The sequence below is a fragment of the Cellulomonas wangsupingiae genome (assembly GCF_024508275.1).
GTDB lineage: Bacteria > Actinomycetota > Actinomycetes > Actinomycetales > Cellulomonadaceae > Cellulomonas > Cellulomonas wangsupingiae.
On the sequence record NZ_CP101989.1, the window covers coordinates 2,480,763 to 2,507,483 of the forward strand.

Consider the following 26,721-nt stretch of genomic DNA (forward strand, 5'->3'; position numbering starts at 1 on the left):
CACCCCCCGGTGCCGCCACGGCGTTCACCCGACCACCCGACGCAGCGCGCGCGGCAGGTCCTCGAGCCGCCCGATCGTCGCGAGCGTCAACGGACCCTGCGTGCGCACGGCGACCTCCTCGTCCAGCGCGCACCGGACCACGACCGCACGGGTCCCCGCCGGCAGCGCCCGCGCACCGAGCCGCAGGTCCGCGTCCGTGGGGACGCCACCGGTGACCAGGAACGCCACGGACGCGTCGGGCGTCTCGCGCACCACGCGGCGGCCGAGCAGCACGACGCCGGCGCCCGCGGACGACCACGACAGGCGGGAGCAGTCGTCGAGGAGCAGCGGCGGGGTCCCCGTCCGCAGCCGGCCCGCGCCGGCGAGCACCTCGACGTCCCGCTCGTCACGGATCGCCTGGACGGCGATCGAGGCGGCCACCGACACGGCCAGCTCGAGCTCGTCCGGGTGCGCGTAGTCCGCGACGGCGGTCGCCAGGGCGATCGACGTGAGCGTGCGACGCGTGTCCTCGAACTGCTTGACCATGAGCACCCCGCGGCGCGCCGTGGTGCGCCAGTGGATGTACCTGCGGTCGTCACCGGCGACGTAGTCGCGCAGCGCGTGGAAGTTCAGGTCGGAGTCCGACAGGTCGCGCGTCGCCTGACCCTCGAGGTCGCGCAGGAGGCCCGCGTTGGCCCCCCCGAGCGCGACGACCTCCGGGTGGACGAACAGCTCCGCCGGCTCCGTCCAGCGCAGGCGCCGCTGCAGCAGCCCGAGCGGGTCGCCACGACGGGAGACCACGGGGCCGACGACGATGACCGCGCGGCGGTCCGTGGGGACGGCGAACAGGTCGTCGTGCTCCCCGCCCGGGGGCAGGCCCGGCACGGACAGCTCGACGACCCGGTCACCCACCGGCAGGTCGACCTGCGACGGCAGGGACCGGCGGCGGGCGGCGTTGCGGACGTCGACCCGGCCGACCGCGCGCTGCCCGATGCGCACGCGGTGGTCCGCCAGGTCCAGCACGACCCGGTAGCGGGTGCGGCCGGCCGTCATGAGCAGGGAGGCCACCAGCACGGCCAGCAGGGCCGCACCCAGCGCGGCGAGCTCGCCCCAGCCGAGCAGACGCCCCGCCACGAGGGCGCCGAGCGCCGCGAGAGCCACCCCCCACCCGAGGGGCGCGACGCGCAGACCCACGGCTCAGGCCTGCCGCAGCGACGGCGGCGCGACCTGCCCGAGGACGCGGGCGAGCACCTCCTGGGCCGTGACGCCCGCGAACTCCGCCTCGGAGTCCAGGATCAGCCGGTGCGCCAGGACCGCCTGCGCGAGCACCTTGATGTCGTCGGGCAGGACGTAGTCGCGCCCGTCCGACGCGGCCCACACCTTCGCGCAGCGCACGAGCGCGAGACCGCCGCGCACGCTCGCGCCGAGGGAGGTCTGCGGGTCGTCGCGCGTCGCCTCCAGCAGCCGGGCGACGTAGTCGAGCACGACCTCGTCGACGTGGACCGTCAGCGCGAGGTCCGCCATGGTGCCGACCGCCTGCGTGGTGATCCGGGGGCGCAGCGCGGCCGTCCGGTCCTTCGCGCCGCCCAGGATCTCGACCGTCGACGCACGATCGGGGTACCCGAGCGACGTCTTGATGAGGAACCGGTCGAGCTGGGCCTCGGGCAGCCGGTAGGTGCCCGCCTGCTCGATGGGGTTCTGGGTCGCGATCACCATGAACGGGCGACCCACGGGGTGCGTCACGCCGTCGACGGTGACGTTCGCCTCCTCCATGACCTCCAGCAGCGCGGCCTGCGTCTTGGGCGAGGCGCGGTTGATCTCGTCGGCGAGCACGACGGACGCGAAGATCGGCCCGGGGTGGAACTCGAAGCGCTGGGACGACTGGTCGTAGATTGTCACGCCGGTCACGTCGGACGGCAGCAGGTCCGGCGTGAACTGGATGCGGTGGTGCGAGCCCTGCACCGTCGCCGAGATCGCCTTGGCGAGCGACGTCTTGCCGGTGCCGGGTGCGTCCTCGAGCAGCACGTGCCCGTCGGCGAGCATCGCGGTCAGGACCAGACGGACGGACTCCTCCTTGCCGAGGAGGGCCTGCCCGACGTTCGCCACGAGCGCGTCGAAGGTCTCGGCGAACCAGGTGGTCTGCTCGGGGGTCATGTGGCAGGGCTCCAGTCGAGGGTTGCGGAGGGGGACGTGGGGTGGGTGCGACGGTCGGGCGACCGGCGCCGGGTCAGGGGTCGGGGGTCGGTGTCGGTGTCGGTGCGGGTGGTTCGGGCACGCGGTACGGCGCCGACTCCGCCCAGGAGCCCGAGGTGCCGAACTGGTTGACCGCCTTGACCTGCACGCGGACGATCGCACCCGGCTTCGCCGCCGTCGGGAGCGGTGCGTTGTCGAGCCGGTCCGAGGCCGCCCGGGGCAAGCCTTGCCAGGTGCCGCCGTCGAGGGACACCTGCACGTCGTAGCCGGTGATGGTGGTGTCCCCGGTGTCGTTCGGCGGCGCCCAGTCGGCGGTGACCGACGACCCGTCCGCCGAGACCGAGACGGGGAACCCGCCGCGGACGTCGCCGGGCTCGCTGGCCCGCCGGAACTCGCGCTCGGCCGATCCGGAGCCGCCCGCGCCCGCCGCGTTGGTGGGGGTGACGACCACGCCGACGGTGACGCGCCGCTTGAGGAAGCCCAGCTCGGGCAGGCCGGCCGACGAGGTCGCCGACGTGCCCGACACGTTGCGCTGCGTCTCGGTGACGCGGCCGTCGACGCGGAACTCGACGGTGTAGGTGCCCGTCGAGCCGCCCCAGTCGACGGCCGCCCAGCTGACGCCGACCGACGCGATCTGGCGGGAGTCAGTCCACTGCGGCTCACCGACGGTGACCGACTGGACCGCCCCCGGCCGCGTGACGGGGTGCGGCTGCGAGGTCGCGACCGCGCTCCACTCGCCGCAGCCCGCCGCGTTGCATGCCTGGACCTGCACGGACACCGGCACGCCGCCGGTCAGCGAACCGATCTCGAGGCCCGTGCCGGCGCCCACCTCACGGTCCGCGCCGTTGACCTTCACGACGTGCCGCGTGACCGGCGAGCCGCGGTCGTCGGCGCCCTGCCACGACACCGTCGCCGAGCCCGCACCGACGTCTCCCCCGGTCGCGCCGACGACGCGCAGGCCGGACACCGCCGTCGGGACGCCGTACGCGCTCGCGCTGGCCGTCGACGGTGCACCGAGCCCTGCCTTGTTCGTCGCCCGCAGCTCGAACGTGTAGCTCTGGCCGTTGACGGCGTCGGTGAACGCGAAGGACCGCGCGTCGGGGTTCGGGATGTCGACCGTGCGCCCGTTGGGTCCGCGGATGACGAGCTGGAAGCCCTTGAGCGAGTCGCCGTTCGGTGTCGCGTCACCCCAGGCCACGTTGATCTGCCCGCCGACGGGCGTGTCGTGGCGCGCCGCGCTCAACGCTGCCGGTGCCCCGGGCGGGCCGGCGGGCACCTCGGTGGCCGACCACAGGCTCCAGCCGCTGGGCTCCGGCGCCTTGTTGTGCGCGCGGACCCGCACCGCGTACGCCACACCGTTGCGCAGCCGTTCGAACGTGTACGACGTCGACGTCGTGGTCCTGCTCGCGGCACCCGACTCGGGCGCAGGGCTGATCTCGACGGTGTAGCTGGTGACGGACGACCCCGTGGACACGGGAGCCTCCCACGTCGCGGTCACCGCCTGGTCGGCGAACACGAGACGCGGCGGGCCCGGTGTGTCCGGCACCGCGTCCGGACGCGCGGGCGCCGACGTCGGGGACTCCTCCGACCACCCGACGCGGTTGCGCGCCGCGACGGTGAACGTGTACTCGACGTCGTTGGTGAGGCCGTCGATCGTGCAGGTGGTGCTCTGGCAGCTCCGCACGATGCCGCCCGGCGACGCCGTGACGCGGTACTCGGTGATCGGCTCGCCGCGGTTGTCCGGCGCCGTCCACGACAGGACGACCGTGCGGTCACGCACCTCGCCGATCCGCGGCGGCACCGGGGCCAGCGGGACCCCGCTGACCCGCACCCTGACGCGACCCTCGACCTCGCGTCCCGGGTCGCCGGTGACGTCGCGCACGCGGTACCGCACGACCATCTGCCCGACGAAGTCCGCGCTCGGACGCACCGTCACGCTGCTCGAGGTCGCGCCCGCCGTCCCCGCCCCGGGCGTCTCGACGACCGCGCCGACGACGGTGAGCGGCCCCTGGTCGGGGAACGGGTTCACGGAGCCCTCGAGCACGTCGACCGTGCTCTCACGACCCTGCGCGCCGTCGTCCACGACGAAGTCCTGCACGGTCGCCGTGCGGCGGGTGCTGGCGACGACGCGCAGGTCCACGGCCACGTCCATCACGCCGCTGCGACCGTAGGTGAGCTGCATCTCCAGGCGGCCGGTGGTGCCCTTGGGCGTCGTCGCGGGCGCGGAGACCCGCAGGTCGGAGCCCTCGAGCGTGGCCGTGAAGCCGGCCGGCACCCCGGACACCGTCCGGTAGCCGTACCGGGCGGCCGGGGTGGCAGCGTCGTCGGCCTGCTCCGGGCCGCGCGTCAGAGCGAGCAGGTCCACGCGCCTCGCCGCCTCGCCCGGCTCCACCTCGACGGTCGCGGCGTCGAACGTCGGCGGGTGGTCGTCCACGGCGAAGACCGTGATCTGCAGCGTCAGGAGCGCCGTCCGTGCCGTGACGTCGGACGCGCTCGTGGCGTCCGTGACGGGGATCGTGATCGACGCCGGCCCGGCGTAGCCGGCGGCCGACCTGAACACGAGCGTGCCGGAGTCCCGCACCAGCTCGGCGCCGTCGGACCGGGTCGCGGTGACCTGCGTGGGGTCCGCGATGCTCGGCTCGCGGCCGGGCGCGACCTGCACGTGCTCCGCGAGCGGGATCACGAGCTGGTCGCCGCTGGCGACGCGCAGCTCGGGAGCCCGTGGGCGCAGCTGCGGCGGGAAGAACCCGAGCGCCGGCACGGTGATGAACGCGTACGCGTCGGCCTCGGGGGCCGTGCGGTTGACGAGGCGGTAGGGCACGTTCTGCGCGTGGTCGACCAGCGTCACGACGACGTCCCCGTCCTCGGTCACCCGCGCGACGTCCGCGTGCGAGGCCGGGACCAGCACCTCGAGGTCCGACAGCGGACCCGACGGGTTCTGGGCGACCGCGAGCACGTCGACCGAGACCTCGGTCTTGCCGAGCGTGTCGATCGCCGGCACCAGCACGTCACGCGCGACAGGTGGCTCGACGGGAGCGTCGTCGGTCACGGTCACCGTGAGGACCCCGTAGTCGTGCCCGCCGCCGTCGTTCGTCACCAGGTACTGGATCTGCACGACACCGGGCGACGACGGCGCCGTCACCGCGATGCGGCGACCCTGGATCTCGGCCTCGACGCCGTCCGGCACCTCGATCGAGTCCAGCGTGAGCTCACGGCTCGTCGAGTCGATGTCGTTGGCGAGCACCCGCACCTCGGCCCGCTGCCCGGGCCGCAGCGTCACGGCGTCGTCGACGGCGACGACGCCGGAGGCCCCGGACGGGCGCGGCGCGATGCCGACGCGCACGGTCGCGACGGCACGCTGGCCGATCCAGTCCTCGACCGCGTACGTGAACGTGTCGGTCCCGCGCGAGCCGGGCAGCGCCTCGTACTCGATCCAGTCGGGCCCGACCTCGGTGACGCGTCCGAGCGTCGGCGCGGACGCCTGGCCCAGCAGCGTCACCCCGTCACCGTCGTCGTCGATGCCGACGAGCGGGACCGGGATGCGCACGGTGTCGCCCTCGAAGACGCGCGCCTCGAGGTCCTGCGGTCGCGGCGGGGACTTGGTGGCGGGGTCCGACTCGTGGACGCGGACCGTCACGGTGGCGGCGGTCACGTTCCCGGCGGTGTCCTCGACCTCGAACGTCGCACGCGCCGTCAGCGCGCGGTCGGGTGCCTGGTACCGCAGCACGTCGCCGGAGACGAACAGCAGGCCGTCGCCGTCGGCGAGCGGCTCGGGCAGGTCGCGCCGCACCGTCAGCTTGTCACCGTCGGGATCCGACGCGCCCGCCAGCACCGGGATCGTCACGACCCCGCCCGCGCGGACGGTCGCCTCGACGTTCGGCACGACGGGCGGCTGCGACGACGCCGACGGCGGCACGGGCTGCACGACGATCTCCCCGAACGCCGAGGCCGACCCGTTCGAGACCTCGTACCGCAGCGCGACCGGCCCGTCGGGCGTGCGCTCCGCGCGGATCTGGACGTACCGGTGCTCGAGCACCGCCACCTGCAGCCCGGAGCCCTCGGGGGCGGTCACCGACTGCAGCACGAGCACGTTGTTGGCGGGGTCCTCGTCGTTCGCGAGCGGGTCGACCGTCACCTCACCGCCGGCCGGGAGCAGCGCGAGGTCGCGCACCGCGATCGGCGGCTGCGCCTGCTCGGGCCAGTCGCGCACGTCGATCCGCGCGATGCCCGTGGCCTGCTGCGGCGCTGCCGTGACGACGAACTCGACGTAGTAGGACCCGGCCCGCGGCGCCTTGAACGCGAACGTCCCCGCCTGCAGGTCCGGGACGATCGTGGCACCCACGGTGTCGGACACCGCCGCGAGTCGCGGCGGCTCGGCCGACGCCGACCGCACCGCGTCGAGCGGTCGTACGAGGACCTCCTGGCCGACGTACGTGACGGCGTGGACCGGGTCGATCTGCGGGGGCACGGACCCCGCCGCACGCACGTCGACGGCGACCTCGCCGTCGACGACGTTCGTGCCGTCGGAGACCTGGACCCGCACCGTCGTGCGCCCGAGCGCACCGCCGTCCGCGGTGAACGTCAGCACGCCGTCCTGCCGGAACCGCGCCGTTCCGACGGTCGGGTCGGCGCTGGCGGCGACGAGCAGCAGGTCGTCGCCGTCGGCGTCCTGGAAGTCCGCGAGGACCCCGTGCACGAGCTGCCCGCCCGTCTCGACCGTCAGGGTCGAGGTGCGCACCTGCGTCGGGGCGCTGTCGCCGTCGCTGACCGTGAGCCGCACGGTCGCGGTCGAGGGGGCGTTGACGCCACGGCCGTCGGCCACGGTGTACCGCAGCTCGGCCGTCCCGGTGGCCCCCTCGAGGACGTGCACCTGCAGCGCGCGTCCGCCACGGATCTTCTCGACCGTGCCGAAGTCGGGGGGCAGGCTGTCCAGCTCGGAGATCACGAGGATCCCGCAGTCCGACGAGGAGTCGTTGTCGATGACCGGCAGCACGCGCGTGCGACCGGCACGCACCCCGAACTCGTCGTCCACGGCCACGGGCGGCGCGCTCTGGTCGCTGCACTCGGTGACCGGCTCCTGCATGACCTCACCGCTGTCGGAGTCCTCCTCCGAGTCCTCCGGGTCCTCCTCCGGGACGATGTCCTCCCAGTTGGGGACGCGGACGTCGGTGTCCTCCTGCGGCAGCCACACCCGTCCGCGCGCGGTGTCGTTCAGCACGACGAAGCCGCGGTTGACCCGGAAGGCGAGCTGGTCGCCCGCCGTCATCCCCTCGAGGTCGTCGACCTTCGCGTCCTCGCCGTCGCACAGGCGCAGCGACGCACCGCGGGTGGACGCCCACGCCGCGTACGCGCACTCCCCCACCCGCACGGGCTCGGCGGGCACGCCGGACCCGGTGGTCTCGTGCCGCCGCGGGGTCCCGCCGTCGAGCGGCACCTCCCACAGGGCGGAGGACCCCGCGAGCAGCACGGACGACGCGGCGGGGCCCGGCTGCTGCAGGACCAGGTCGGTGTCGTCGACCGTGACCTCGCCCGCGAGGGTGCGCACGGTGCTGCCGTCGAGCACGACGAGCTCGTCGCCGACAGCGGTCACGTCGTCCACGTCGCCGGCCCCGATCGACCCGACCTGCTGCGGCGCGACCGGCTGCGTCGCCGGCACGAGCGTCACGGTGCCGTCCTCCGGGGCGACGGCGAGCACGGCGCCGCTGCGGGCGACGACCGCCGCGCCCCCCTCGCCCAGCTGCAGGTCCGGGACGTCGCCCTCGAGGTCCAGCAGGTCGAGCTCGGAGACCTGACGCACCCAGCCGTCACCCGCGGGGTCGACGAAGGCGACCCGTCCGGCCGCCATCGAGACGTCGGTGTCGGGGACCGCGAGCTGCGTGGTCGTGGCCACGGTCGCGGGGTCGACGACGGCCACCGCCGCGGGCTCGACGAGCAGCACCCACCCCTCGTCCTGCAGCACGTCGAACGTGCTGCCCGTGGGGACCAGGCCGCCGTCCAGCTCCTCGACCGGCACGTTGTACCTGCCCAGGCTGCGCTGCTCCGTCGCCGTCAGCCACACGCCGCCGTCGTTGAGGTCGACGCGCGCGAGCGGGAAGCCCCGGTCCACGAGCGCCAGCGCCAGCACGATCGCGGGCACCGTGACGACCGCGGCGACCGTGGTCACCGGTTTCCGGCGCCAGGTGCGCGGATCGAACCACGTCACGGGGCGCACCCCTGGACCGGCCGTGCCGAGCTGCTGCGGTCCGCCCGCACGATGGACACCTCGATGCACACCTCACCCGTCGCCTGGTCGGCGGGGACCGTGACGCGCTCCTCGTCCACGAGCGCCATCGTCGGGTCACCGGTCACGGCGAGCACGCCCCAGAGATAGCGGTCACCGTCCTGCGGGTCCGGATTCTGCCACGTGAAGGTCACCGAGCCGTCGGCGGCGCGCGTGCCCTCGAGGGAGTGGGGTGCCGGCACGGGAGCGGCGACGGACCCCGTCTGCGGGGCCGCGAGCTCGTCGCTCGGCGCGACGGTGCCCCCGGGGGCGCTGTCGCCCAGGGTGGCGACGAGGACGCCGACGACCGCGGCCACGACCACCGCTCCCGCCACGGCCGCGACACGCGCACCCCGGCGGGATGCGGGCCCGTCGGGGACCCCGACAGGCCGGGGCGGCGCGGGCGGCGCCGGCGGCGGCACGAGCGTCGGGCGACCCACGACGACGGAGCGCGCCCGCGTCGCGTCCTCGTCGTCCGACGCGCCGCCCGGGGCCGGCAGCGCAATGCCGCGCAGGCGGGTCGCGTCCTCGTCACCCGCGGCTCCGCCCGGTGCCACGGCGGGCTCGTCGGGCAGGTCGAGGGGCGTGATCGGCAGGCGCAGCGCCGCCTCGACCTCCTGCAGGGCGCGCGCGACCGCCATCGCCGAGGAGTAGCGGCGCGACGGGTGCTTGGCCATCGCGCGGTCGAGGACCGCCTGCAGCTGCAGCGGCACGTCCTCGCGCCCCACCGGCGGCAGCGGTGAGCGCTCGATGCGCGCCACGAGCTGCTGGGCGCTGTTGTTGCCGCCCGGCAGCTCGAACGGGGTGCGTCCGGCCAGCACGGAGTAGATCGTCGCCGCCAGCGCGTACACGTCGGACCGCTCGTCGCCCGTCGGGTGCTCCGCCAGCAGCTCGGGCGGCGACCACGGGATCGACATGCCCATGGTCTGCACCGCCGGGCCGGTGGTGGCGGCGATGCCGAAGTCCGTCAGCGCCGGCCAGCCGAAGTCGGTCGTGAGGACGTTCGCGGGCTTGATGTCGCGGTGCAGGATGCCGGCCCGGTGCGCCGTCTCGACGGCGGACGCGAGCCGCACGCCGATGCGCAGGACCTCGGGCACCGGGATGCGCTCGGAGCGGTACCGCTCGGCCAGTCCTGCGCGCGAGCAGTACTCCATGACGAGGAAGGGCCGGCCGTCGGCGGCGATCGCGGCGTGGTGGATCGTGACGATCGACGGGTGGTGCGAGAGCTGGGCCATGAGGTTGGCCTCGGTCTGGAACCGCTCGCGCACCTCGTCGTCGAGGCTGCCCGCCAGCAGCACCTTGACCGCGACCTCGCGGCGCGGCAGGTGCTGGCGGTACAGGAAGACGTCCGCGAAGCCGCCCAGGCCGAGCACGCGCACGTACTCGTACCCGGGCAGGTCCGGCGGCGCGGACGCCTCACGACGTGCGGTCACGCGCTGCGCTCCACGGTGAACGTCACGCCGTCACCGAGGTCCACCACCTCGTCGGTGCCGACCACGCTGGGCTCACCGGGGTGCAGGCGACGCACGCCCTCGCCGGGCCGCGAGACGTGCACGCCGTTGGTCGAGTCCAGGTCGGTGACGACGACGTGCTCGCCCTCGACGCGCACCTCGGCGTGGGTGCGCGAGATGTCCTGGTTCGGGCTCGGGACGGTGACCAGGCGCGGCAGCTCGCGGTTGGTCACCCGCGCGACCTGCGGCGCCCGCCCGAGCAGGACCGCGCGGTCGAGCGCCACGACCAGGCCGGTCGACAGCACGAGGCGGGCCGGCAGCGGCGTCGCCTCGGGCGTCGGGAACGGCCCGGGCACGGCGTCCTGCGACCACGCCGGCAGGCGGTCGCGCAGCCGCGCGAGGTCGCTCGAGAGGATCGTCATGCCGTCGTGGTCGTCCGCACCGGGCTCCGCCGACAGGGCGTCCACGGTGGCGACCGGTGCCGCCGACGGGAGCGGCCCGCTCCCACCGGGCTCGTCGGCCGCGGGTGCGGCCAACGGCCACCACGGGATGTCGGGGACGGCCTCGGGCTCCGCGTCCGGCACGGTCGCGTGCTGCGCGAGCGTCGCCCCGACGGGCTCGGGCTCCGCCATCGGCGGCTCCGGCTCCGCGTCGGCCACGGGCCACGGCTCCACGGACGCGACCGGCTCCGGCTCGGTCACGACCACCGGCTCCGCGGCGGCCTCCGGCTCGACCGCCGGCTCGGGCGCCACGACGGGGATCGCGGCCGGCAGCACCGCCTCCTGCTGCGGCGGGTGCGGCGGCTCGGGCACGACGGGCTGCTCGTGCGTGACGGCACCGGGCGCCACCGTGACCTCGGTCGTGTCCCGCGTGCGCAGCCCGGCGGCGCGCACGACACCGCCGACGAACGGCCACCACGTGCTCCCGGCGTCCTCGTCGACCGCGAGCTCCAGGCCCTTCACGCCGAGCGCACGGTGCTCCGTCCACACCGCACCGTCGCCGGCCACCACGTCCTGGGCGTCGGCGCCGCCGTGCAGCCGCAGCCGCACGGGCCCCCGCAGCACCGCGTGCACGACGCCGTCGGCGTCCGCACGGACCACCGCGAACCGGGGCAGCGCCGCGAACCCGTCGGCGGCCACGACGCCGAGCGCCGCCAGGACGTCGCCCCCGTCGCGCGCGACGTCCCACAGCCCGTCGACCACGCGCCGTGACGCGTCCGGCTCGACGAGCGCGAGGAACCCACCGCCCGCCACGGCGGTCCACGGCCCGTGCTGGTACTCGTGGTGGTCGCGCTCGGTCATGCGTGGTCCTCCTGGACGTCGTCCGGCGCGGTGGCCGTCGGGAAGGGGTCGGCCGTACCGGCGGGGCTGCCGGCGGACCGGGGCACGGTGGCGCCGTTGAGCATCTCGTCCCACAGGTGCGGGCCGAGGTCGGGTGCGGAGCGAGGAGCGGTCGCGTGCGTCCGGTCGGGTGCGGCGGCGGCCGCGACGTCGACGACGACCGCGCTGACGTTGTCGCGGCCACCGCGCTCGAGCGCGTGCTGCACGAGGCGAGCCGCGGCCTCCTGCGGGTCGTCGACCCCGGCCAGGACGAGCGCGATCTCGTCGTCGCCGAGCTCACGGGTGAGGCCGTCCGTGCACAGCAGCAGCCGGTCGTCGACGCCGGCGGGCAGCAGCCAGTAGTCCGGCTCGGGAGGCTCCCCGGTCCCCAGGGCCCGCGTCAGCACGTGCCGCTCCGGGTGGCGCCGTGCGCCGCCCGCGGTGAGCGCACCGGACTCGATGAGCTCCTGCACGACGGAGTGGTCGACGCTCACCTGCGTGAGCCGGCCCTCCGACCAGCGGTACACGCGCGAGTCGCCCACGTTGAACACCAGCCAGTACCAGCCGCCGTCGTGCTCGGTGACGGCGACACCCGCCACCGTCGTCCCGCCCTGGCGCCCGCGCGTGAACTCGCTGCGGATGCGGGTGGAGGTGCGCGCGAAGCAGGCGTGCACGTCGTCCGACGTCGCCGACGCCTGGCCCGCGAGCTGCGCGAACTCCTCGACGGCGATGCGGCTCGCGAGGTCGCCCGCGTCGTGGCCGCCCATCCCGTCGGCGACGAGGAAGACCGGCGGGTACGCCAGGAGCGCGTCCTCGTTCACCTCGCGGACGCGTCCCCGATCCGTCGCCGATCCCCACGACGTACGCACTGCACCACCCCGTCCCGACCCGTGTCAGTCATCGGCGCACATGGTGCCTCACCTGAGCGGTGCGGTTCACGTCCGTCCGTCCAGTTCACCCTCAGATGCCGAGCTGGTAGACGCCCCAGTACGCCAGCACCACGAGCAGCACGGCCGAGCCGAGGACCACGCCACCGGCCGCCACCGTGCGCACGACGCCGGGCGCGACGACGTCGCCGTCCTGCCGCGCGTCGTGCACGCGGCGGGCCAGCAGCACGGCCGCGACGACCGCGGCGATCCCCAGCAGGCGCACGGCGACCCAGCCGCCCTGCACGATCCAGGCGTTGCGCTCGTAGTCCACCGCGAGCCGCGCGACCGACACGACGTACCAGACCAGCGCGACAGCGGTCACGACCGTGGTCCCGGCGACCAGCGCGAGACGTCCCGCGACGCCCCGCGCGTACCGGCGGGGCGGCGCGGCGTCCTGCCGAGCGCGCCGGCCGGCCGTCGCGTGCTGCACGACGCGCGTCGTCCCGACCCCCGCCGCGCAGAGCGCCATCGTCCCGAGGGCCCCGATGACCAGTCCGAGCAGCACGGTGCCGTCGCGCAGCCACCCGGGCTGCGGCACCGGCCCCGCGACGTAGGTCTGCGTGGGCGTGGCGCCGGCCACCCGCGGCGACGCGTCGGCGGTCGCCGGCTGGCCGAGGACCCACCCGGCGAGGTCCTCGAGGTACGTCGGCACGACGCGCCCTCCGACGCGGATGCCGTGGTTGGCCCCGTCGTAGTAGCGGACCGTCACGTCGTCGTTGCCCGCGGCCGCGAGGTCGCTGCGGATCTGCAGGGCACCCTGGACGATCGGCATGGAGGCGTCGCCCGTGCCGTACACCACGAGGACGGGCTGCGTGATCCGCTCCTGCCACGGCTGCACGTCGAAGTCGGCGTACTCGAACCCGCCGCCCGGCATCGACATGCCGACGGCGCGCGGGATGGCCCGGAACACCGCCTGCGGGACGCCGGTGTTGCGCAGGTAGGCGTCGACGGCGAACGCGGCCTGCTGGCGCGGCGGCACGACCGGTGACGAGACCAGGACCAGCGCCTCGATGCGGGGGTCCTCGACCGCCATGACGGGGGCGATCCAGCCGCCCTCGCTCTCGGCGTAGACCACGACGCGGTCGGGGTCGACCTCGGGCCTGTCCCGCAGGAGCTCGACCGAGTGCAGGTAGTCGCGTGCCATCGCCACGTAGTCGCGGTGGCTGGTGGTGTACGTGTCGAGCCGCTTGTCCGGGACCATCGTGACGACGCCGGCCGCCGCCAGGGCCCGCGCCGGCTCGGTGAACGCCCTCGAGAACTTCCCCGTGCCCGCACCGTGCACGAACAGGACCGCGGGTGCCGGCGTCGGCGCGCCGACCGGCAGGCTGATCCGCGCCCGCACGCTCGTCCCGTCGAGGGGGACCGTCACCTCGACGGTCCGCACGTCGTACGTGGCCGGTGCGGGAGCCTCACCGATCGCGGTGCTCACGGCCTCGACCTCGATCTCGTCCGCCAGCGGCGTCGGGTCCCAACGGGGTCCCATGACGGCCCCGATCAGCGCGAGCAGGACGACACCGAGGGCGACGCCCGCGACGAGCCCGTACACGGACGCCGACCGACCCGTCCGGCCACCGCGCCCGGTCAGCCGCGTGACCCGGCGCCACGCGCCGGTGCTCCCCCCCGTCACCTCAGAAGCCCAGCCGACCGAGCTGCTTGGGGTCGCGCTGCCAGTCCTTCGCCACCTTGACGTGCAGGTCGAGGAACACGCGGGCGCCGAGCAGCGCCTCGATCTGCGTGCGCGCCCGGGTGCCGACGTCGCGCAGGCGCGCGCCCCCGCGCCCGATGACGATCGCCTTCTGGCTGTCCCGCTCGACGAACAGGTGGACGCGCACGTCGAGCAGCGGCCGGCCGTCGGCGGCGGGCGGCTGGTCGCGCGGGACGATCTCGTCGACGACGACCGCGAGCGAGTGCGGCAGCTCGTCGCGCACGCCCTCGAGCGCGGCCTCGCGGACGAGCTCCGCGACCATCACCTGCTCGGGCTCGTCCGTGAGCTCACCCTCGGGGTACAGCGCGGGCCCCTCGGGCAGGTGCTTGACCAGCACGTCGGCCAGCACGTCCACCTGGTAGCCGTCACGGGAGGACACGGGCACGATGTCGGCCCACTCCCCCAGCTGGTCCACGGCGATGAGCTGCTCGGCGAGCCGCGCGCGCGGCACCGTGTCGGTCTTGGTGACGATCGCGACGACGGGCGTGCCGGTGCGCCCGGGCTGCGTCATCCGCGCGAGCTGCTCGGCGATGAAGCGGTCACCGGGGCCGATCTTCTCGTCGGCGGGCAGGCAGAAGCCGATCACGTCGACCTCGGTGAGCGTGTCGCGCACGAGGTCGTTCAGCCGCTCGCCGAGCAGGGTGCGCGGACGGTGCAGCCCGGGGGTGTCGACGAGCACGAGCTGGGCGTCCTCGCGGTGCACGATGCCGCGCACGACGTGCCGCGTGGTCTGGGGCCGGCCGGACGTGATCGCGACCTTCTGACCGACGAGCGCGTTCGTCAGCGTCGACTTGCCGGTGTTGGGCCGGCCGACGAGGCACGCGAAGCCGGAACGGTGGGTCATCGGGTGGCCTCCGAGCCGTGGTCGCGCGCGGCGGGGGTGCCGCGCGCCGGGGTGCCCGTGGCGGACGTGCCGCGGGCGGGGGTCGTGGGTGCGTCGTCGTCCGCGTCGGCCGCACGGTGCACCAGCACCGTCGCGAGCCGCTTGCGGCGCCCCTCGACGCGCTCGGCCTGCAGGCGCAGGCCGTGGATCTCGCCGACCGAGCCGGGCAGCGGCACCTTGCCGAGCGCCTTGGCCAGCAGACCGGCCGCCGTGTCGACGTCCTCGTCCTCCACGTCGATGCCGAACAGGTCGCCGAGCTCGTCCCGGCCCAGTCGCGCCGGGACACGGTAGCCGCCGTCCCCGAGCTCCTCGACGCCGGGCGCGCTGGTGTCGTGCTCGTCGGTGAGCTCGCCGACGATCTCCTCCAGCGCGTCCTCGATCGTCACGAGCCCCGCGATGCCGCCGTACTCGTCGACCACGAGCGCGATGTGGCTCGACCCGTCGCGCAGCTCGCGCAGCAGCTCGTCGACCGGCTTGGACTCCGGCACGTACACCGGCGGCCGGGCGAGCGAGGAGGCGGGGGCGTCCAGCGGGTCGGCCTCGCCGGTCCCCGGGCCGCCTGCGCCCCGCGCGGGGATCCGCCGCACGACGTCCTTGAGGTACAGGACGCCGACGACGTCGTCGACCGACTCCCCGACGACGGGCACGCGGGAGAACCCCGAGCGCAGCAGCAGCGCGAGCACCTTGTGCAGCGGCGTGTCGGCCTGGGTCGTGATCATGTCCGGGCGGGGCACCATCACCTCGCGCGTGAGCGTGTCCCCCAGCTCGAGGACCGAGCGGAACATCTCGCGCTCGTTCTCCTCGATCGCGTCGGACTCGCTGACCCGCTCGACCATGTCGCGCAGTTCGGCGTCGTCCTGCTCGCTCGTCGAGCCCGGGGCGTCACCCCGACGTCCCACGCCGCCGGCGACCACCGTGACGGTGAGCAGCAGCCGCGACAGGCTCGCCAGGACGCCCACGGGGTGCCGCCGCCCCATGCTGCGCGGGCTGACGCGCACGAGCAGGAAGGCCACGACCGCGCAGGCGGCGATCGCGAGCAGCGCCGTGGCCCACCACGACAGGCTGCCGGCGCTGATCGCGAGCGTCAGGCACACCGTGGCCGTCATCTCGGCGAGCAGCCGGACGAACGCCGCGGCCGACGCGACGCGCGCCGGGTCGTCGACGAGCCGCCGGACGCGTGCGGCGGCTCCGGGCCGCTCGGTCTCGAGCTCGGTGACGCGCGCACGCGTCACGCGCAGGACCGCGACCTCTCCCGCCGACAGCGCGGCCGCCAGCACGATCCCGAGCAGTGCGACAGCGAGGAGCAGGGCGACAGGGACGCCGTTCATCGACCGGCCAGGAACGTCAGGAGCAGGCGACGCTGCAGCGCGAACATCTCCTTCTCCTCGTCCGGCTCGGCGTGGTCGTAGCCGAGCAGGTGCAGGATCCCGTGGGTCGTCAGCAGCAGCATCTCCTCCGCCGTGGAGTGACCGGCGGCACGCGCCTGCGTGGCGGCGACGTCCGGGCACAGCACGACGTCACCGAGCACGCCCGGGCCGGCGGGCTCGCCCTCGCGCCCCGGGCGCAGCTCGTCCATCGGGAAGGACAGCACGTCGGTCGGGCCCGGCTCGTCCATCCACCGCACGTGCAGGTCCGTCATCGTCGGCGTGTCGACCAGCCGGACGAACAGGTCGGCCTGGGGGTGCACGTGCATCTCGTCGAGCACGTACCGCCCGAGTGCTGCGAACTCCGCCTCGTCGACCTCGACGCCGGACTCGTTGCTGACCTCGATGCTCATGACCTGTCCCACCTGGCGTACGCGTCGATGATCTCGCCGACCAGGCGGTGCCGGACGACGTCGGAGGACGACAGCCGGCAGAACTCGACGTCGTCGACGCCCGTGAGGATCTGCTCGACGACGCGCAGCCCGGAGGTCGTGCTGCTCGGCAGGTCCACCTGCGTGACGTCGCCCGTCACGACGACCTTCGAGCCGAAGCCCAGCCGCGTGAGGAACATCTTCATCTGCTCGACCGACGTGTTCTGCGCCTCGTCGAGGATGATGAAGGCGTCGTTCAGGGTGCGCCCGCGCATGTACGCCAACGGAGCCACCTCGATGGTCCCGGCCTCCATGAGCCGCGGGATCGACTCGGGGTCCACCATGTCGTGCAGCGCGTCGTACAGCGGGCGCAGGTACGGGTCGATCTTCTCCGACAGCGAGCCGGGCAGGAAGCCGAGGCGTTCGCCCGCCTCGACCGCGGGCCGTGTCAGGACGATCCGGTTGACCTTGCGCGCCTGCAGCGACTGCACCGCCTTCGCCATGGCGAGGTACGTCTTGCCGGTGCCGGCCGGGCCGATGCCGAACGTCACGGTGTTGCGCTCGATCGCCTCGACGTACTCCTTCTGCCCGGGCGTCTTGGGGCGGATGGTGCGGCCCCGGGACGACAGGATGTTGAAGGTCAGCACGTCGGCGGGGCGCGCGCCGGAGTCGGCCGTGAGCATCGCGACGGAGCGCGTGACGACCTCAGGGCTCAGCGGGGTGCCCGCGGCGGCGACCTCGATGAGCTCGTCGACCAGGCGCGTCACGAGGGCGACGTCGCCGGGAGGGCCCGCGAGGGTGATCTCGTTGCCGCGGACGTGCACGTCGACGGTGCGGAAGCCGTCCTCGATGCTGCGCAGCACCTCGTCGCGCAACCCGAGCAGCTCGACCATCGACACGTCCGGCGGGACGGTGATGCGGTGCTCGACGTGCGCGTGCCGGTGCTCCGGGACGCTGGGTGCGGGGGTGGACTCGGCCATGTGCTCGGCAGGTGCCGTGCGCTCCTTCTCTCGACGCGTGCCCTGCTGCAGAGGCACCGCACCATCCTACGGCTCCGACCCGCCGGGCACCGGCCCGGTCGCGCACGACCGGCGAAACGGCCCACGGCGCCCAGAACGCCCGGTCTCGCGAGACGCGGGGGGTGTGGGCGTCCCGTGTGGGCCCTTCGTCCCCGGGCGTCCGCGCCCCGGCGGGAGAACACTGGGAGCAGGACGCCGGGCAACGGAGCCTGGTGAACGCGTACGACGGAGGAAGCACCATGGCGCGTTACGTCAAGGACTTCAGCGAAGGCGACAAGGACCAGAAGGACCTGCTGGGCGGCAAGGGCGCGAACCTCGCCGAGATGACCCGGCTCGGCCTGCCCGTGCCGCCCGGCTTCACGATCACGACCGAGGCCTGTCGCGCCTACATGCGCAGCGGTGAGGTGCCGGCGGAGCTGCGGGTCGAGGTCACGATGGCCGTGCGGCACCTGGAGGACCAGCTCGGACGCCGGCTCGGCGACTTCCACGACCCGCTGCTGGTCTCGGTGCGGTCGGGCGCGAAGTTCTCCATGCCCGGGATGATGGAGACGGTCCTGAACGTCGGGCTCAACGACGCGTCCGTGCAGGGCCTGGCGGAGCTCTCGGGCGACGAGCGGTTCGCGTGGGACTCCTACCGGCGGCTGATCCAGATGTTCGGCCGCACGGTGCTCGACATCGATGCGGACCGGTTCGCCGACGCGCTCGACAAGGCGAAGGCCGCGCGCGGGGTGACCGCGGACGTCGACCTCGACGCCACGGACCTGCGTGCCCTCGTCGACACCTACAAGCAGATCGTGCGCGAGGAGTCGGGGCGCGAGTTCCCGCAGCACCCGCGCGAGCAGCTCGACATGGCGATCGTCGCCGTCTTCGACTCGTGGGGCACCGAGCGCGCGAGGCTCTACCGGCGCAAGGAGCGCATCCCCGACGACCTGGGCACGGCGGTCAACGTGTGCTCGATGGTCTTCGGGAACCTCGGGCCCACGTCGGGCACGGGCGTGGCCTTCACGCGCGACCCCGCGTCGGGCCGCACGGGCGACTACGGCGACTACCTGGTGAACGCCCAGGGCGAGGACGTCGTCGCCGGCATCCGCAACACGCTGTCCCTGGCGGACCTGGAGCAGGTCGACCCGGCGGCGCACGCCGAGCTGCGCCAGGCGATGCGGCGCCTCGAGACGCACTACCGCGACCTGTGCGACATCGAGTTCACCATCGAGCGCGGCAAGCTGTGGATGCTGCAGACGCGCGTCGGCAAGCGGACCGCACCGGCGGCGTTCCGCATCGCGTGCCAGCTCGTCGACGAGCACCTGATCACGATGGACGAGGCGTTGTCGCGCGTCACGGGCGCCCAGCTCTCGCAGCTGCAGTTCCCGCAGTTCGCGCCCGCCGCCGACGACGACGAGTCCCGCGTCCTGCTGACCCGCGCGATGCCGGCCTCCCCCGGCGCCGCGGTCGGCATGGCGGTCTTCGACCCCGCGACGGCCGAGCAGTGGGCCGCCGAGGGCAAGGACGTCATCCTGGTGCGCCGCGAGACCAACCCCGACGACCTCGGCGGCATGATCGCCGCGGTCGGCGTGCTGACCGCGCGCGGCGGCAAGACCTCCCACGCGGCGGTCGTCGCCCGCGGCATGGGCCGCACCTGCGTCGTCGGCGCCGAGGAGCTGGTCATCGACGCGACGTCGCGCACCATGAAGGCCCGGGGCCACACGGTCCACGAGGGCGACATCATCGCGATCGACGGCACGAGCGGCGAGGTCGTCCTCGGCGACGTCCCGGTGATGCCGTCCCCCGTGCAGCGCTACCTCGAGGACGGCCTCGACGTGGCGCTCGCCGAGGCGCCCGACGACGAGACCCGCGACCTGGTGCGGGCCGTCGACCGGATCCTGCGGCACGCGGACGCGACGCGCCGGCTGCACGTGCACGCCAACGCCGACACAGCGGAGGACGCCGTGCGCGCCCGCTCGCTCGGCGCGGAGGGCATCGGCCTGTGCCGCACGGAGCACATGTTCCTCGGTGAGCGGCGCGTCCTGGTCGAGCGGGTCGTGCTCGCCGCGGACGACGCGGAGCAGCAGAAGGCGTTCGACGCGCTGCTGCCCCTGCAGCGGCAGGACTTCACCGAGCTCCTGGAGGCCATGGACGGCCTGCCGACCACGATCCGCCTCATCGACCCGCCCCTGCACGAGTTCCTGCCCGACCTGACCGACCTGTCGGTGCGGGTCGCGCTCGCGGCCGAGCGCGGCAAGGTCGACGAGGACGACGTGACGCTGCTCGCCGCGGTGCGGCGCATGCACGAGGCGAACCCGATGCTGGGTCTGCGCGGCGTCCGCCTCGGGCTCGTCGTGCCCGGCCTGTTCGACCTGCAGATCCGGGCGGTCTGCGAGGCGGTGGCGGCGCGGCTCGCGGCCGGCGGCGACCCGCACGCCGAGATCATGGTCCCGCTGGTCGGCTCCGTGCAGGAGCTGCGGCTCGTGCGCGACCGTGCGCAGGCGATCATGGCGGACGTGGCGGCCGAGCAGGGCGTGGCCATCGACCTTCCGGTCGGCTGCATGATCGAGCTGCCGCGCGCGGCCCTGACGGCGGACCGCATCGCCGCCCAGGCGCAGTTCTTCTCGTTCGGCACGAACGACCTCACGCAGACGACGTGGGGCTTCAGCCGGGACGACGTCGAGGGCGCGTTCTTCGCCCAGTACACGGCGAACGGCGTGCTGTCGGTGTCGCCGTTCGAGACGATCGACGTCCGGGGCGTCGGGCAGCTCGTGCAGATCGCGGTCGAGAAGGGTCGCCAGACCCGCCCGGACCTGACGCTCGGGGTGTGCGGCGAGCACGGCGGCGACCCGGAGTCCATCCGGTTCTTCGACGCCGTCGGGCTCGACTACGTCTCGTGCTCGCCGTTCCGGGTGCCGATCGCGCGCCTCGAGGCCGGCCGCGCGGCCATCGAGCACGAGGGCAGCGACTCGCGCTGACCTCACCGGACCCGTGAGGGCGGCGGCCCACCCCGTCTTGCCGCCGCCCTCACGCCTGGGGCCGGATCGCCCTCTCACCCCGGGATCGGCGCCCCCGTCGGCACCCCTCCCCGACCCGGCCGGTGAGAGGTCGGTCCGGCCCGCCACACGGGCGCGGTGCGCCGTCGGTCAGCCCCAGCGGCCGAGCCGGTCGGCCAGCATCGCGAGCGCCACGTGGCCTGCGGTGGACGTGCGCAGCACGTGCGGGCCGAGACGGCACAGCAGCGCCCCGGCGCCCGTCAGGGCGTCGACCTCGCGGTCGCTGATGCCACCCTCGGGCCCGACGACGACCACCAGCTCGCCGGCCCCCGGCAGCGGGGCCTCGCGCAGGGGCCTGGTGGCGGACTCGTGGAGCACGACGACCGTCCCGCCCGCGGCGACGGTCGCGACGACCCGTGCGACGAGGCCCTTGTCGTCGAGCGAGTGCTCGACCAGCGGCATGCGCGCGCGCCGCGACTGCTTGGTGGCGGCGCGCACGGTGCCGACCCAGCGTGCGCGGCTCTTCTGCGCACGCTCGCCACGCCAGATGACGACGGACCGCTCGGCCTGCCAGGGCACGACCACGTCGACGCCGACCTCGGTCGCGGCCTCGATCGCCATCTCGTCACGGTCGCCCTTGGCCAGGGCCTGCACGAGCACGAGGCGCGGCACCGGCTCCGGCTCGACGACGACCTCCTCGACGGCGATCCGCACGCCGTCGGGACCGGCGGTGCGCACCCGCCCCACGAGCCGGACGCCCGCGCAGTCGACGACGTCGACGCGCTCACCGGGGCCGCGCCGCTGCACGACGCCCGCGTGCCGGCCCTCGGTGCCGTCGAGCAGGTACTCGCCGCCCGCCCGGACGTCGCCGAGCTGCCCCGGCTCGACGACGAAGACGGGTGCGCTCACCGGCCCGCGAGCTTGTCGCGCAGCTTCGCGAACATCCCGGGGTTGGCGGCCGACAGGCGCCCCTCGGGACGCTCCTCGCCCCGGAGCGCCGCCAGGCGGCGCAGCAGCTCGGCCTGCTCCTCGTCCTCGGGCGTCGGGACCAGCACCTCGACGTGCACGTGCAGGTCACCGCGGCCGCCGACGTGCAGGTGCCCGATCCCCAGCCCGCGCAGCGTGACGACCTGCCCCGGCTGCGTGCCCGGCCGCAGGTCGACCTCCTGCGGCCCGTCGAGCGTCTCCATGGTCAGGACCGTGCCCAGCGCCGCGGCGGTCATCGGCACCTGCAGCGTCGCGTGCAGGTCGTCCCCGCGGCGCACGAACGTCTCGTGCTTGCGCTCGCGCACCTCGAGGTAGACGTCCCCCGCGGGGCCACCCGCCGGGCCGACCTCGCCCTGGCCGGTCAGCTTGATGCGCGTCCCGGTGTCGACGCCCGCGGGCACGTCCACCGACAGCGTCCGGCGCGAGCGCACGCGGCCCTCGCCGGCGCACTCGGTGCACGGCTCGGGGATCACGGTGCCGAAGCCGTGGCAGGCCGCGCACGGCTGCGTCGTCATGACCTGACCGAGGAAGGACCGGGCGACGCGCTGGACGGACCCGCGCCCGCCGCAGGCCTCGCAGGTCCGCGGCGACGTCCCGGGCCGGCAGCACGTGCCCCCGCAGGTGGGGCAGAGCACCGCGGTGTCCACCTGCACCTCGCGGTGCACCCCGAACGCTGCCTCGGCCAGGTCCAGGTCGAGGCGGACGAGCGCGTCCTGGCCGCGGCGCGCACGCGGCACGGGACCGCGCGGGGCACCGCCCGCCGCGGCACCGAAGAAGGTCTCGAAGATGTCCTGGAAGCCGAAGCCCCCACCCATGCCGCCGCCGGGCGACGACGGGTCGGCCCCCATGTCGTACGCACGACGCTTCTCGGCGTTGCCGAGCACGTCGTACGCCCGCGACACGCCCTTGAACCGCTCCTCGGACGCCGGGTCGGTACCCGCCACGTCGGGGTGCAGCTCGCGCGCCAGGCGCCGGTAGGCCTTCTTGATCTGCTCGGGCGTCGCGTCGCGCGGGACACCGAGGATCTCGTAGTAGTCGGTCACGTGGCGTGCTGCTCGCTTCCTGCTCGTGCGGGGTGTGCCCGGTCCCGCGCACCGGGCGCCGGACGACGCGTGCACGGGGCGTACCGGTCAGCCCGCGAGGATCCGGGTGAGGTACCGGGCGACGGCGCGGACCGCCGCCATGGTCTGGGGGTAGTCCATGCGCAGCGGGCCGACGGCGCCCAGGACGGCGACGGAGGAGCCGTCACCGCCGTAGCCGCTGGTGACGATGCTCGTCTCGGCCAGGCCCTCGTGCTGGGTCTCGCGGCCGATGCGCACCGCGACACCGCCCGAGTCCTCGGCCATCTCCGACAGCAGGCGGAGCAGGACGACCTGCTCCTCGAGCGCCTCGAGCACCGGGCCGATGGTGTGCGGGAAGTCGGCACCCGCGCTGCGCGCGAGGTGGGACGCGCCGGCGACGACGACGCGCTCCTCGCGCTCCTGGGAGAGCGTCTCGGCGACCACCGCGACGACCGACCGCGCGAGGTCCTCGCCGTCGGGCGTGAACTCGGCGGCGAGCGACTCGAGGGCGCCGTCGAGGTCGGCCAGCCGCAGGCCGGCGGCCGCGACGTTGAGCCGCACCCGCAGCCGCGCGACCACGGCCTCGTCGAGGTCCGTGGTGAGCTCGAGCGTGCGCTGCTCGACGCGGCCCGTGGTGGTGATGATGACGACCAGCAGGTGACGCGCGCCGACGGGCACCAGCTCGACGTGCCGCAGCGCGGACCGCCGCAGCGAGGGGTACTGCACGACGGCGACCTGGTGCGTGAGCTGCGCGATGAGCCGGACCGCGCGGTCGATGACGTCGTCGAGGTCGACGGCCTCCTCGAGCAGCGTGCCGATGGCGCGCTTCTCGGCGGCGGACAGCGGCCGCACGCCCGTGAGCCGGTCGACGAACTCGCGGTAGCCCAGGTCGGTCGGCACGCGGCCGGCCGACGTGTGCGGCTGGACGATGAGCCCGGCCTCCTCGAGGGCGGCCATGTCGTTGCGGATCGTGGCCGGGGACACGCCCAGGGCGTGCCGCTCGGCGAGCGCGCGGGAGCCGACGGGCTCGCGGGTCGCGACGTAGTCCTCGACGATCGCCCGCAGCACGTCCAGCCGACGGTCCTCGCTCATCGCTCCCCTCCTGTCCTTGGTCTCCTCGTGGGTCCGTGCGCGGCCGTCCACGGCCGGCGTCACGGCGGTCCTGCGTGGCACTCGCAGGGACCGAGTGCCAATTCTACGCGGTGGACCGCGCCCCGGGGTGGTCCACCGCGCGTCACGGGAGCGGGCGCCCGGCGGACCTCCTAGAGTGCCCGGGTGAACGACGACCGCTACGGCTCCGACGTGCTGTCGGGCGGCCGCGCCGCCCCCCGCCCGGCCCACCACCGTCCCGCGCGCACGTCGCGCGAGCAGGCGGCCGAGCGCGGCCTCGTCGTCGAGGACGTCGAGACGGGCTGGGTGGGGGCCGTCGTGCGCGTCGAGAAGTCCGGGGGTCAGCACGTGGTCGTGCTGGAGGACCGCCGGGGCCGGACCCGCACGTTCCGGCTCGGTCCGGGCTTCTGGGTGGACGGGGAGCCCGTGGTCCTCACCGCGCCCGTGACGTCGCGCGCGCCCGCGCGGCCGACGCGCACCGCGTCCGGCTCCGTGGCGGTCCCCGACGCACCGGCGCGGGTCGCGCGCGGGTCGCGCATCTGGGTCGAGGGCAAGCACGACGCCGAGCTCGTCGAGAAGGTGTGGGGCGACGACCTGCGCGTCGAGGGCGTGGTCGTCGAGCTGCTCGACGGCGTCGACCACCTCGAGGACGCGCTGCGCGAGTTCCGTCCCACCGCCGACCGGCGGGTGGGCGTGCTCGTCGACCACCTGGTGCCCGGCTCGAAGGAGTCCCGGCTGGCCGCGCAGGCGCTGCGGGGCGTGCCCGACGGGACCGTCCTGGTCCTGGGCCACCCGTACGTCGACGTCTGGCAGGCCGTGCGGCCGCAGCGCGTGGGGCTCGACGCGTGGCCGACGATCGAGCGTGGCACCGAGTGGAAGCGTGGCATCCTGCGCGAGCTGGGCTGGCCGGCCGACGACCAGGCGGACGTCGCGCGCGCCTGGCAGCGGATCCTGCGCTCGGTCCGGTCGTACGCGGACCTCGAGCCGAGCCTCCTGGGACGGGTCGAGGAGCTCATCGACTTCGTCACGACCTGACGGCGGCCCGGCCCCGCGCGGCGGGACCCGCCCGGTGGCGACCGGACGGGCCCGCGTGCGCCGGGCCGCGTCAGACCGCGACCTGGCCGCCTGTCAGCCGCCGGTACGCGAACACGGTGAGCAGCGCGCCGACCGGCAGGGAGACGAGCACGCCGACGCCGCAGACGAGCGAGCCGACCCAGCTCACGACCGCGACGACGAGGTAGACGAGCACGCCCGTGCCGAGGTCGCGCGTCTGCAGCGCGATGCTGGTCCGGATGGCCTCCACCGCGCTCTGGTCGCGCTCGACGATCGCGACGACGGCGTAGAACACGAAGAACCCGACGACGACGAACCCGATCTGGCCGACCAGCGGCACGAAGCTCGCGACGAGGCCGACGGCGGCCATGATGACTGCGAGGAGCACGAGCTGGGCCGCGTGCGACGTGTCGAACAGGTCCCCCACGGACAGCGGCCGCCCGTCGGCGACCTTGAGCGCCGCCTTGACGAACGCCGCGCTGAACAGCACGAGCAGCAGCACGAGCAGCGCGACGTAGACGGCCACCCCGATCGACGCGCCGATGCCGGCCACGACTCCCGCGGCGCCGTCGGAGCGACCGGTGAAGGCGGCTGCGCCGCCGACGAGGCTCAGCCCGATCACCGCGACGACGGCGATCACGACGAACCACGCCAGGCCGCCCAGGACGAAGGCCGCCCAGTGCTGTCCGAACTTGGAGAACGCCCACGACAGCCCGCTGCCGATGTCGACCTGGCCGGGCGCCGAGCCGTAGGGCGAGCCGTACGGCGGCTGACCCGCCTGGCCGTAGGGCGGCTGCTGGCCGTAGGGCGGCTGCTGGCCGTACGGCGGCTGCTGCCCGTACGGCGCCGCGGGCGGCGGGTAGCCGGCGCCGCCCGTCGGTGTGCCGTACGGCGGCGGCGGGGGCGCCGCTGCCCCCGGGTGCGGCGGCACCGGCGGCTGCGGGCCGGCAGGCTGCCCGGGCACGGGGGGCGGCGGGGGGACGGCCGGGTCGTCGTCGTCGCGCGGCGGCGTGGCGCCGGTGTTCTCGCTCATGGTGCCTCCTGGCCTGGAGGGACGCGGACACGCCCCTGCGTTCAGCGAACCCACCTGGCGCAGAACGTGTCAAGGCACCGCGCCGCAGCGACGGGCGCATCCGCCCCGCCGACCGGTACGCTGCCGCACGCGGGACGTCCGACCTGCGCAGACGCGGCACGGACGCCACCGACGCCGTCCACGACCAGCTCCGGGAGCCGCACGTGTCCTACGACCCTCGGGCCACCCCGAACGACCGTCCCCCGCAGGGCAGCACGCTGGCGACGGTGGCGCACCTCGGTGGCGTCCTGACCTACCTGTACGCGGGCTGGATCGCGTCTCTCGTGGTGTGGCTGGTGCAGCGTGACCAGGACCCGGCCACCGCGAACGAGGCGCGCGTGGCGCTGAACTTCCAGCTGACGGCACTCATCGCGTTCGTGGTGCTCAGCGTCGTCGAGCAGTTCCCCGTCATCGGGATCCTCGGGTGGATCGGCAAGCTGGCCGTCGGGATCATCGCGCTCGTCCTGTCGATCGTCGCCGCCGCGGCCGCCTACCGAGGCGGTTCGTACCGCTACCCCGTCAGCCTGGAGCTCGTCCGATGACCATGCCTCCTCCCCCGCCCGTCTGGGACGCGCCGGCCCCGGCGCCCCTGCGCCCCGAGGACGAACGGACCTGGGCGGTCCTCGCCCACGTGATCCCGCTGCTCGGGCCCGGTTTCCTCGCTCCGCTGGTCATCTGGCTCGTGTTCCGTGGGCGTGGCCCGTTCCTCGAGCACCACGCCAAGGAGTCGCTGAACTTCCAGCTCACCGCCCTCATCGCGACGGTGGTGGGGTCGCTGCTCACCGTGGTGACGTTCGGTGCCGCCTCGCCCGTGCTGTTCGGCATCGGCATCGCGTGGCTGGTGATCTGCATCCTCGCGGCCGTCGCCGCGAGCCGGTGGGAGTGGTACCGCTACCCCGCGACCCTGCGCCTCGTCTCCTGACAACGC

General features: G+C 74.7%; 19 protein-coding genes. 4 read left to right on the top strand and 15 right to left on the bottom strand.

Annotated elements, in window-relative coordinates; translation table 11 throughout:
• Positions 1-24: 24 nt before the first annotated feature.
• The 11 genes from NP075_RS11555 to NP075_RS11605 form a co-directional block, all read right to left on the bottom strand.
• Positions 25-1,173: a DUF58 domain-containing protein gene (locus tag NP075_RS11555; RefSeq protein ID WP_227566545.1), complete on the bottom strand. Its 1,149-nt coding sequence runs from the start codon at positions 1,171-1,173 to the stop codon at positions 25-27.
• A gap of 3 nt (positions 1,174-1,176) precedes the next feature.
• Positions 1,177-2,133 (bottom strand): AAA family ATPase, encoded by a 957-nt coding sequence (locus NP075_RS11560; protein ID WP_227566544.1) that lies wholly within the window; start codon positions 2,131-2,133, stop codon positions 1,177-1,179.
• Positions 2,134-2,206: 73 nt separating this feature from the next.
• Complete coding sequence (locus NP075_RS11565) at positions 2,207-8,374, bottom strand: Ig-like domain-containing protein (protein ID WP_227566543.1); 6,168 nt, start codon at positions 8,372-8,374, stop codon at positions 2,207-2,209.
• Positions 8,371-9,864 (bottom strand): serine/threonine-protein kinase, encoded by a 1,494-nt coding sequence (locus NP075_RS11570; RefSeq protein ID WP_227566542.1) that lies wholly within the window; start codon positions 9,862-9,864, stop codon positions 8,371-8,373. Before NP075_RS11570 ends, NP075_RS11565 begins: the two co-directional genes overlap by 4 nt.
• Entirely contained in the window at positions 9,861-11,183 is a 1,323-nt protein-coding gene (locus NP075_RS11575; protein ID WP_227566541.1) for an FHA domain-containing protein, read from the bottom strand. Before NP075_RS11575 ends, NP075_RS11570 begins: the two co-directional genes overlap by 4 nt.
• Positions 11,180-12,070: a PP2C family protein-serine/threonine phosphatase gene (locus NP075_RS11580; protein WP_372456750.1), complete on the bottom strand. Its 891-nt coding sequence runs from the start codon at positions 12,068-12,070 to the stop codon at positions 11,180-11,182. The genes NP075_RS11575 and NP075_RS11580 overlap by 4 nt, the downstream gene beginning before the upstream one ends.
• A gap of 91 nt (positions 12,071-12,161) precedes the next feature.
• Positions 12,162-13,757, bottom strand: coding sequence for an alpha/beta hydrolase family protein (locus NP075_RS11585; protein ID WP_308054155.1), 1,596 nt, complete (start codon positions 13,755-13,757; stop codon positions 12,162-12,164).
• 1 nt (position 13,758) lies between these two features.
• Complete coding sequence (gene era, locus NP075_RS11590) at positions 13,759-14,679, bottom strand: GTPase Era (RefSeq protein WP_227566539.1); 921 nt, start codon at positions 14,677-14,679, stop codon at positions 13,759-13,761.
• Positions 14,676-16,046 carry a hemolysin family protein gene (locus NP075_RS11595; protein ID WP_227566538.1) on the bottom strand — a complete coding sequence of 457 codons (1,371 nt, stop codon included), beginning with the start codon at positions 16,044-16,046 and terminating at the stop codon, positions 14,676-14,678. The genes era and NP075_RS11595 overlap by 4 nt, the downstream gene beginning before the upstream one ends.
• Positions 16,043-16,495, bottom strand: a complete 453-nt coding sequence (gene ybeY, locus NP075_RS11600; RefSeq protein WP_227566537.1) for an rRNA maturation RNase YbeY — start codon at positions 16,493-16,495, stop codon at positions 16,043-16,045. The genes NP075_RS11595 and ybeY overlap by 4 nt, the downstream gene beginning before the upstream one ends.
• A complete protein-coding gene (locus tag NP075_RS11605; RefSeq protein WP_227566550.1) occupies positions 16,492-17,493 on the bottom strand; it encodes a PhoH family protein in 1,002 nt (333 codons plus the stop codon). The genes ybeY and NP075_RS11605 overlap by 4 nt, the downstream gene beginning before the upstream one ends.
• 278 nt (positions 17,494-17,771) lie before the next feature.
• Here NP075_RS11605 and ppdK point away from each other — a divergent pair, with 278 nt between their 5' ends.
• Positions 17,772-20,492, top strand: a complete 2,721-nt coding sequence (gene ppdK / locus NP075_RS11610; protein ID WP_227566549.1) for a pyruvate, phosphate dikinase — start codon at positions 17,772-17,774, stop codon at positions 20,490-20,492.
• Between the two features lie 168 nt (positions 20,493-20,660).
• Here the strand turns inward: ppdK and NP075_RS11615 are convergent, their stop codons facing one another.
• The 3 genes from NP075_RS11615 to hrcA form a co-directional block, all read right to left on the bottom strand.
• Positions 20,661-21,419, bottom strand: coding sequence for a 16S rRNA (uracil(1498)-N(3))-methyltransferase (locus NP075_RS11615; protein ID WP_227566536.1), 759 nt, complete (start codon positions 21,417-21,419; stop codon positions 20,661-20,663).
• Entirely contained in the window at positions 21,416-22,540 is a 1,125-nt protein-coding gene (gene dnaJ, locus NP075_RS11620; protein ID WP_227566535.1) for a molecular chaperone DnaJ, read from the bottom strand. Before dnaJ ends, NP075_RS11615 begins: the two co-directional genes overlap by 4 nt.
• 87 nt (positions 22,541-22,627) lie before the next feature.
• Positions 22,628-23,650: a heat-inducible transcriptional repressor HrcA gene (hrcA, locus tag NP075_RS11625; protein ID WP_227566534.1), complete on the bottom strand. Its 1,023-nt coding sequence runs from the start codon at positions 23,648-23,650 to the stop codon at positions 22,628-22,630.
• A gap of 183 nt (positions 23,651-23,833) precedes the next feature.
• On the opposite strand from hrcA, the gene NP075_RS11630 reads away from it, so the two are divergent.
• Entirely contained in the window at positions 23,834-24,703 is an 870-nt protein-coding gene (locus NP075_RS11630) for a DUF3097 domain-containing protein (RefSeq protein WP_227566533.1), read from the top strand.
• Between the two features lie 70 nt (positions 24,704-24,773).
• Here NP075_RS11630 and NP075_RS11635 read toward each other — a convergent pair whose 3' ends face one another.
• Complete coding sequence (locus tag NP075_RS11635) at positions 24,774-25,754, bottom strand: hypothetical protein (RefSeq protein WP_227566532.1); 981 nt, start codon at positions 25,752-25,754, stop codon at positions 24,774-24,776.
• 203 nt (positions 25,755-25,957) lie between these two features.
• Here NP075_RS11635 and NP075_RS11640 point away from each other — a divergent pair, with 203 nt between their 5' ends.
• Together NP075_RS11640 and NP075_RS11645 are read left to right on the top strand one after the other, a co-directional pair.
• Positions 25,958-26,335, top strand: coding sequence for a DUF4870 domain-containing protein (locus NP075_RS11640; RefSeq protein WP_227566531.1), 378 nt, complete (start codon positions 25,958-25,960; stop codon positions 26,333-26,335).
• Positions 26,332-26,715, top strand: coding sequence for a DUF4870 domain-containing protein (locus NP075_RS11645; RefSeq protein WP_227566530.1), 384 nt, complete (start codon positions 26,332-26,334; stop codon positions 26,713-26,715). Before NP075_RS11640 ends, NP075_RS11645 begins: the two co-directional genes overlap by 4 nt.
• Positions 26,716-26,721: the final 6 nt, after the last annotated feature.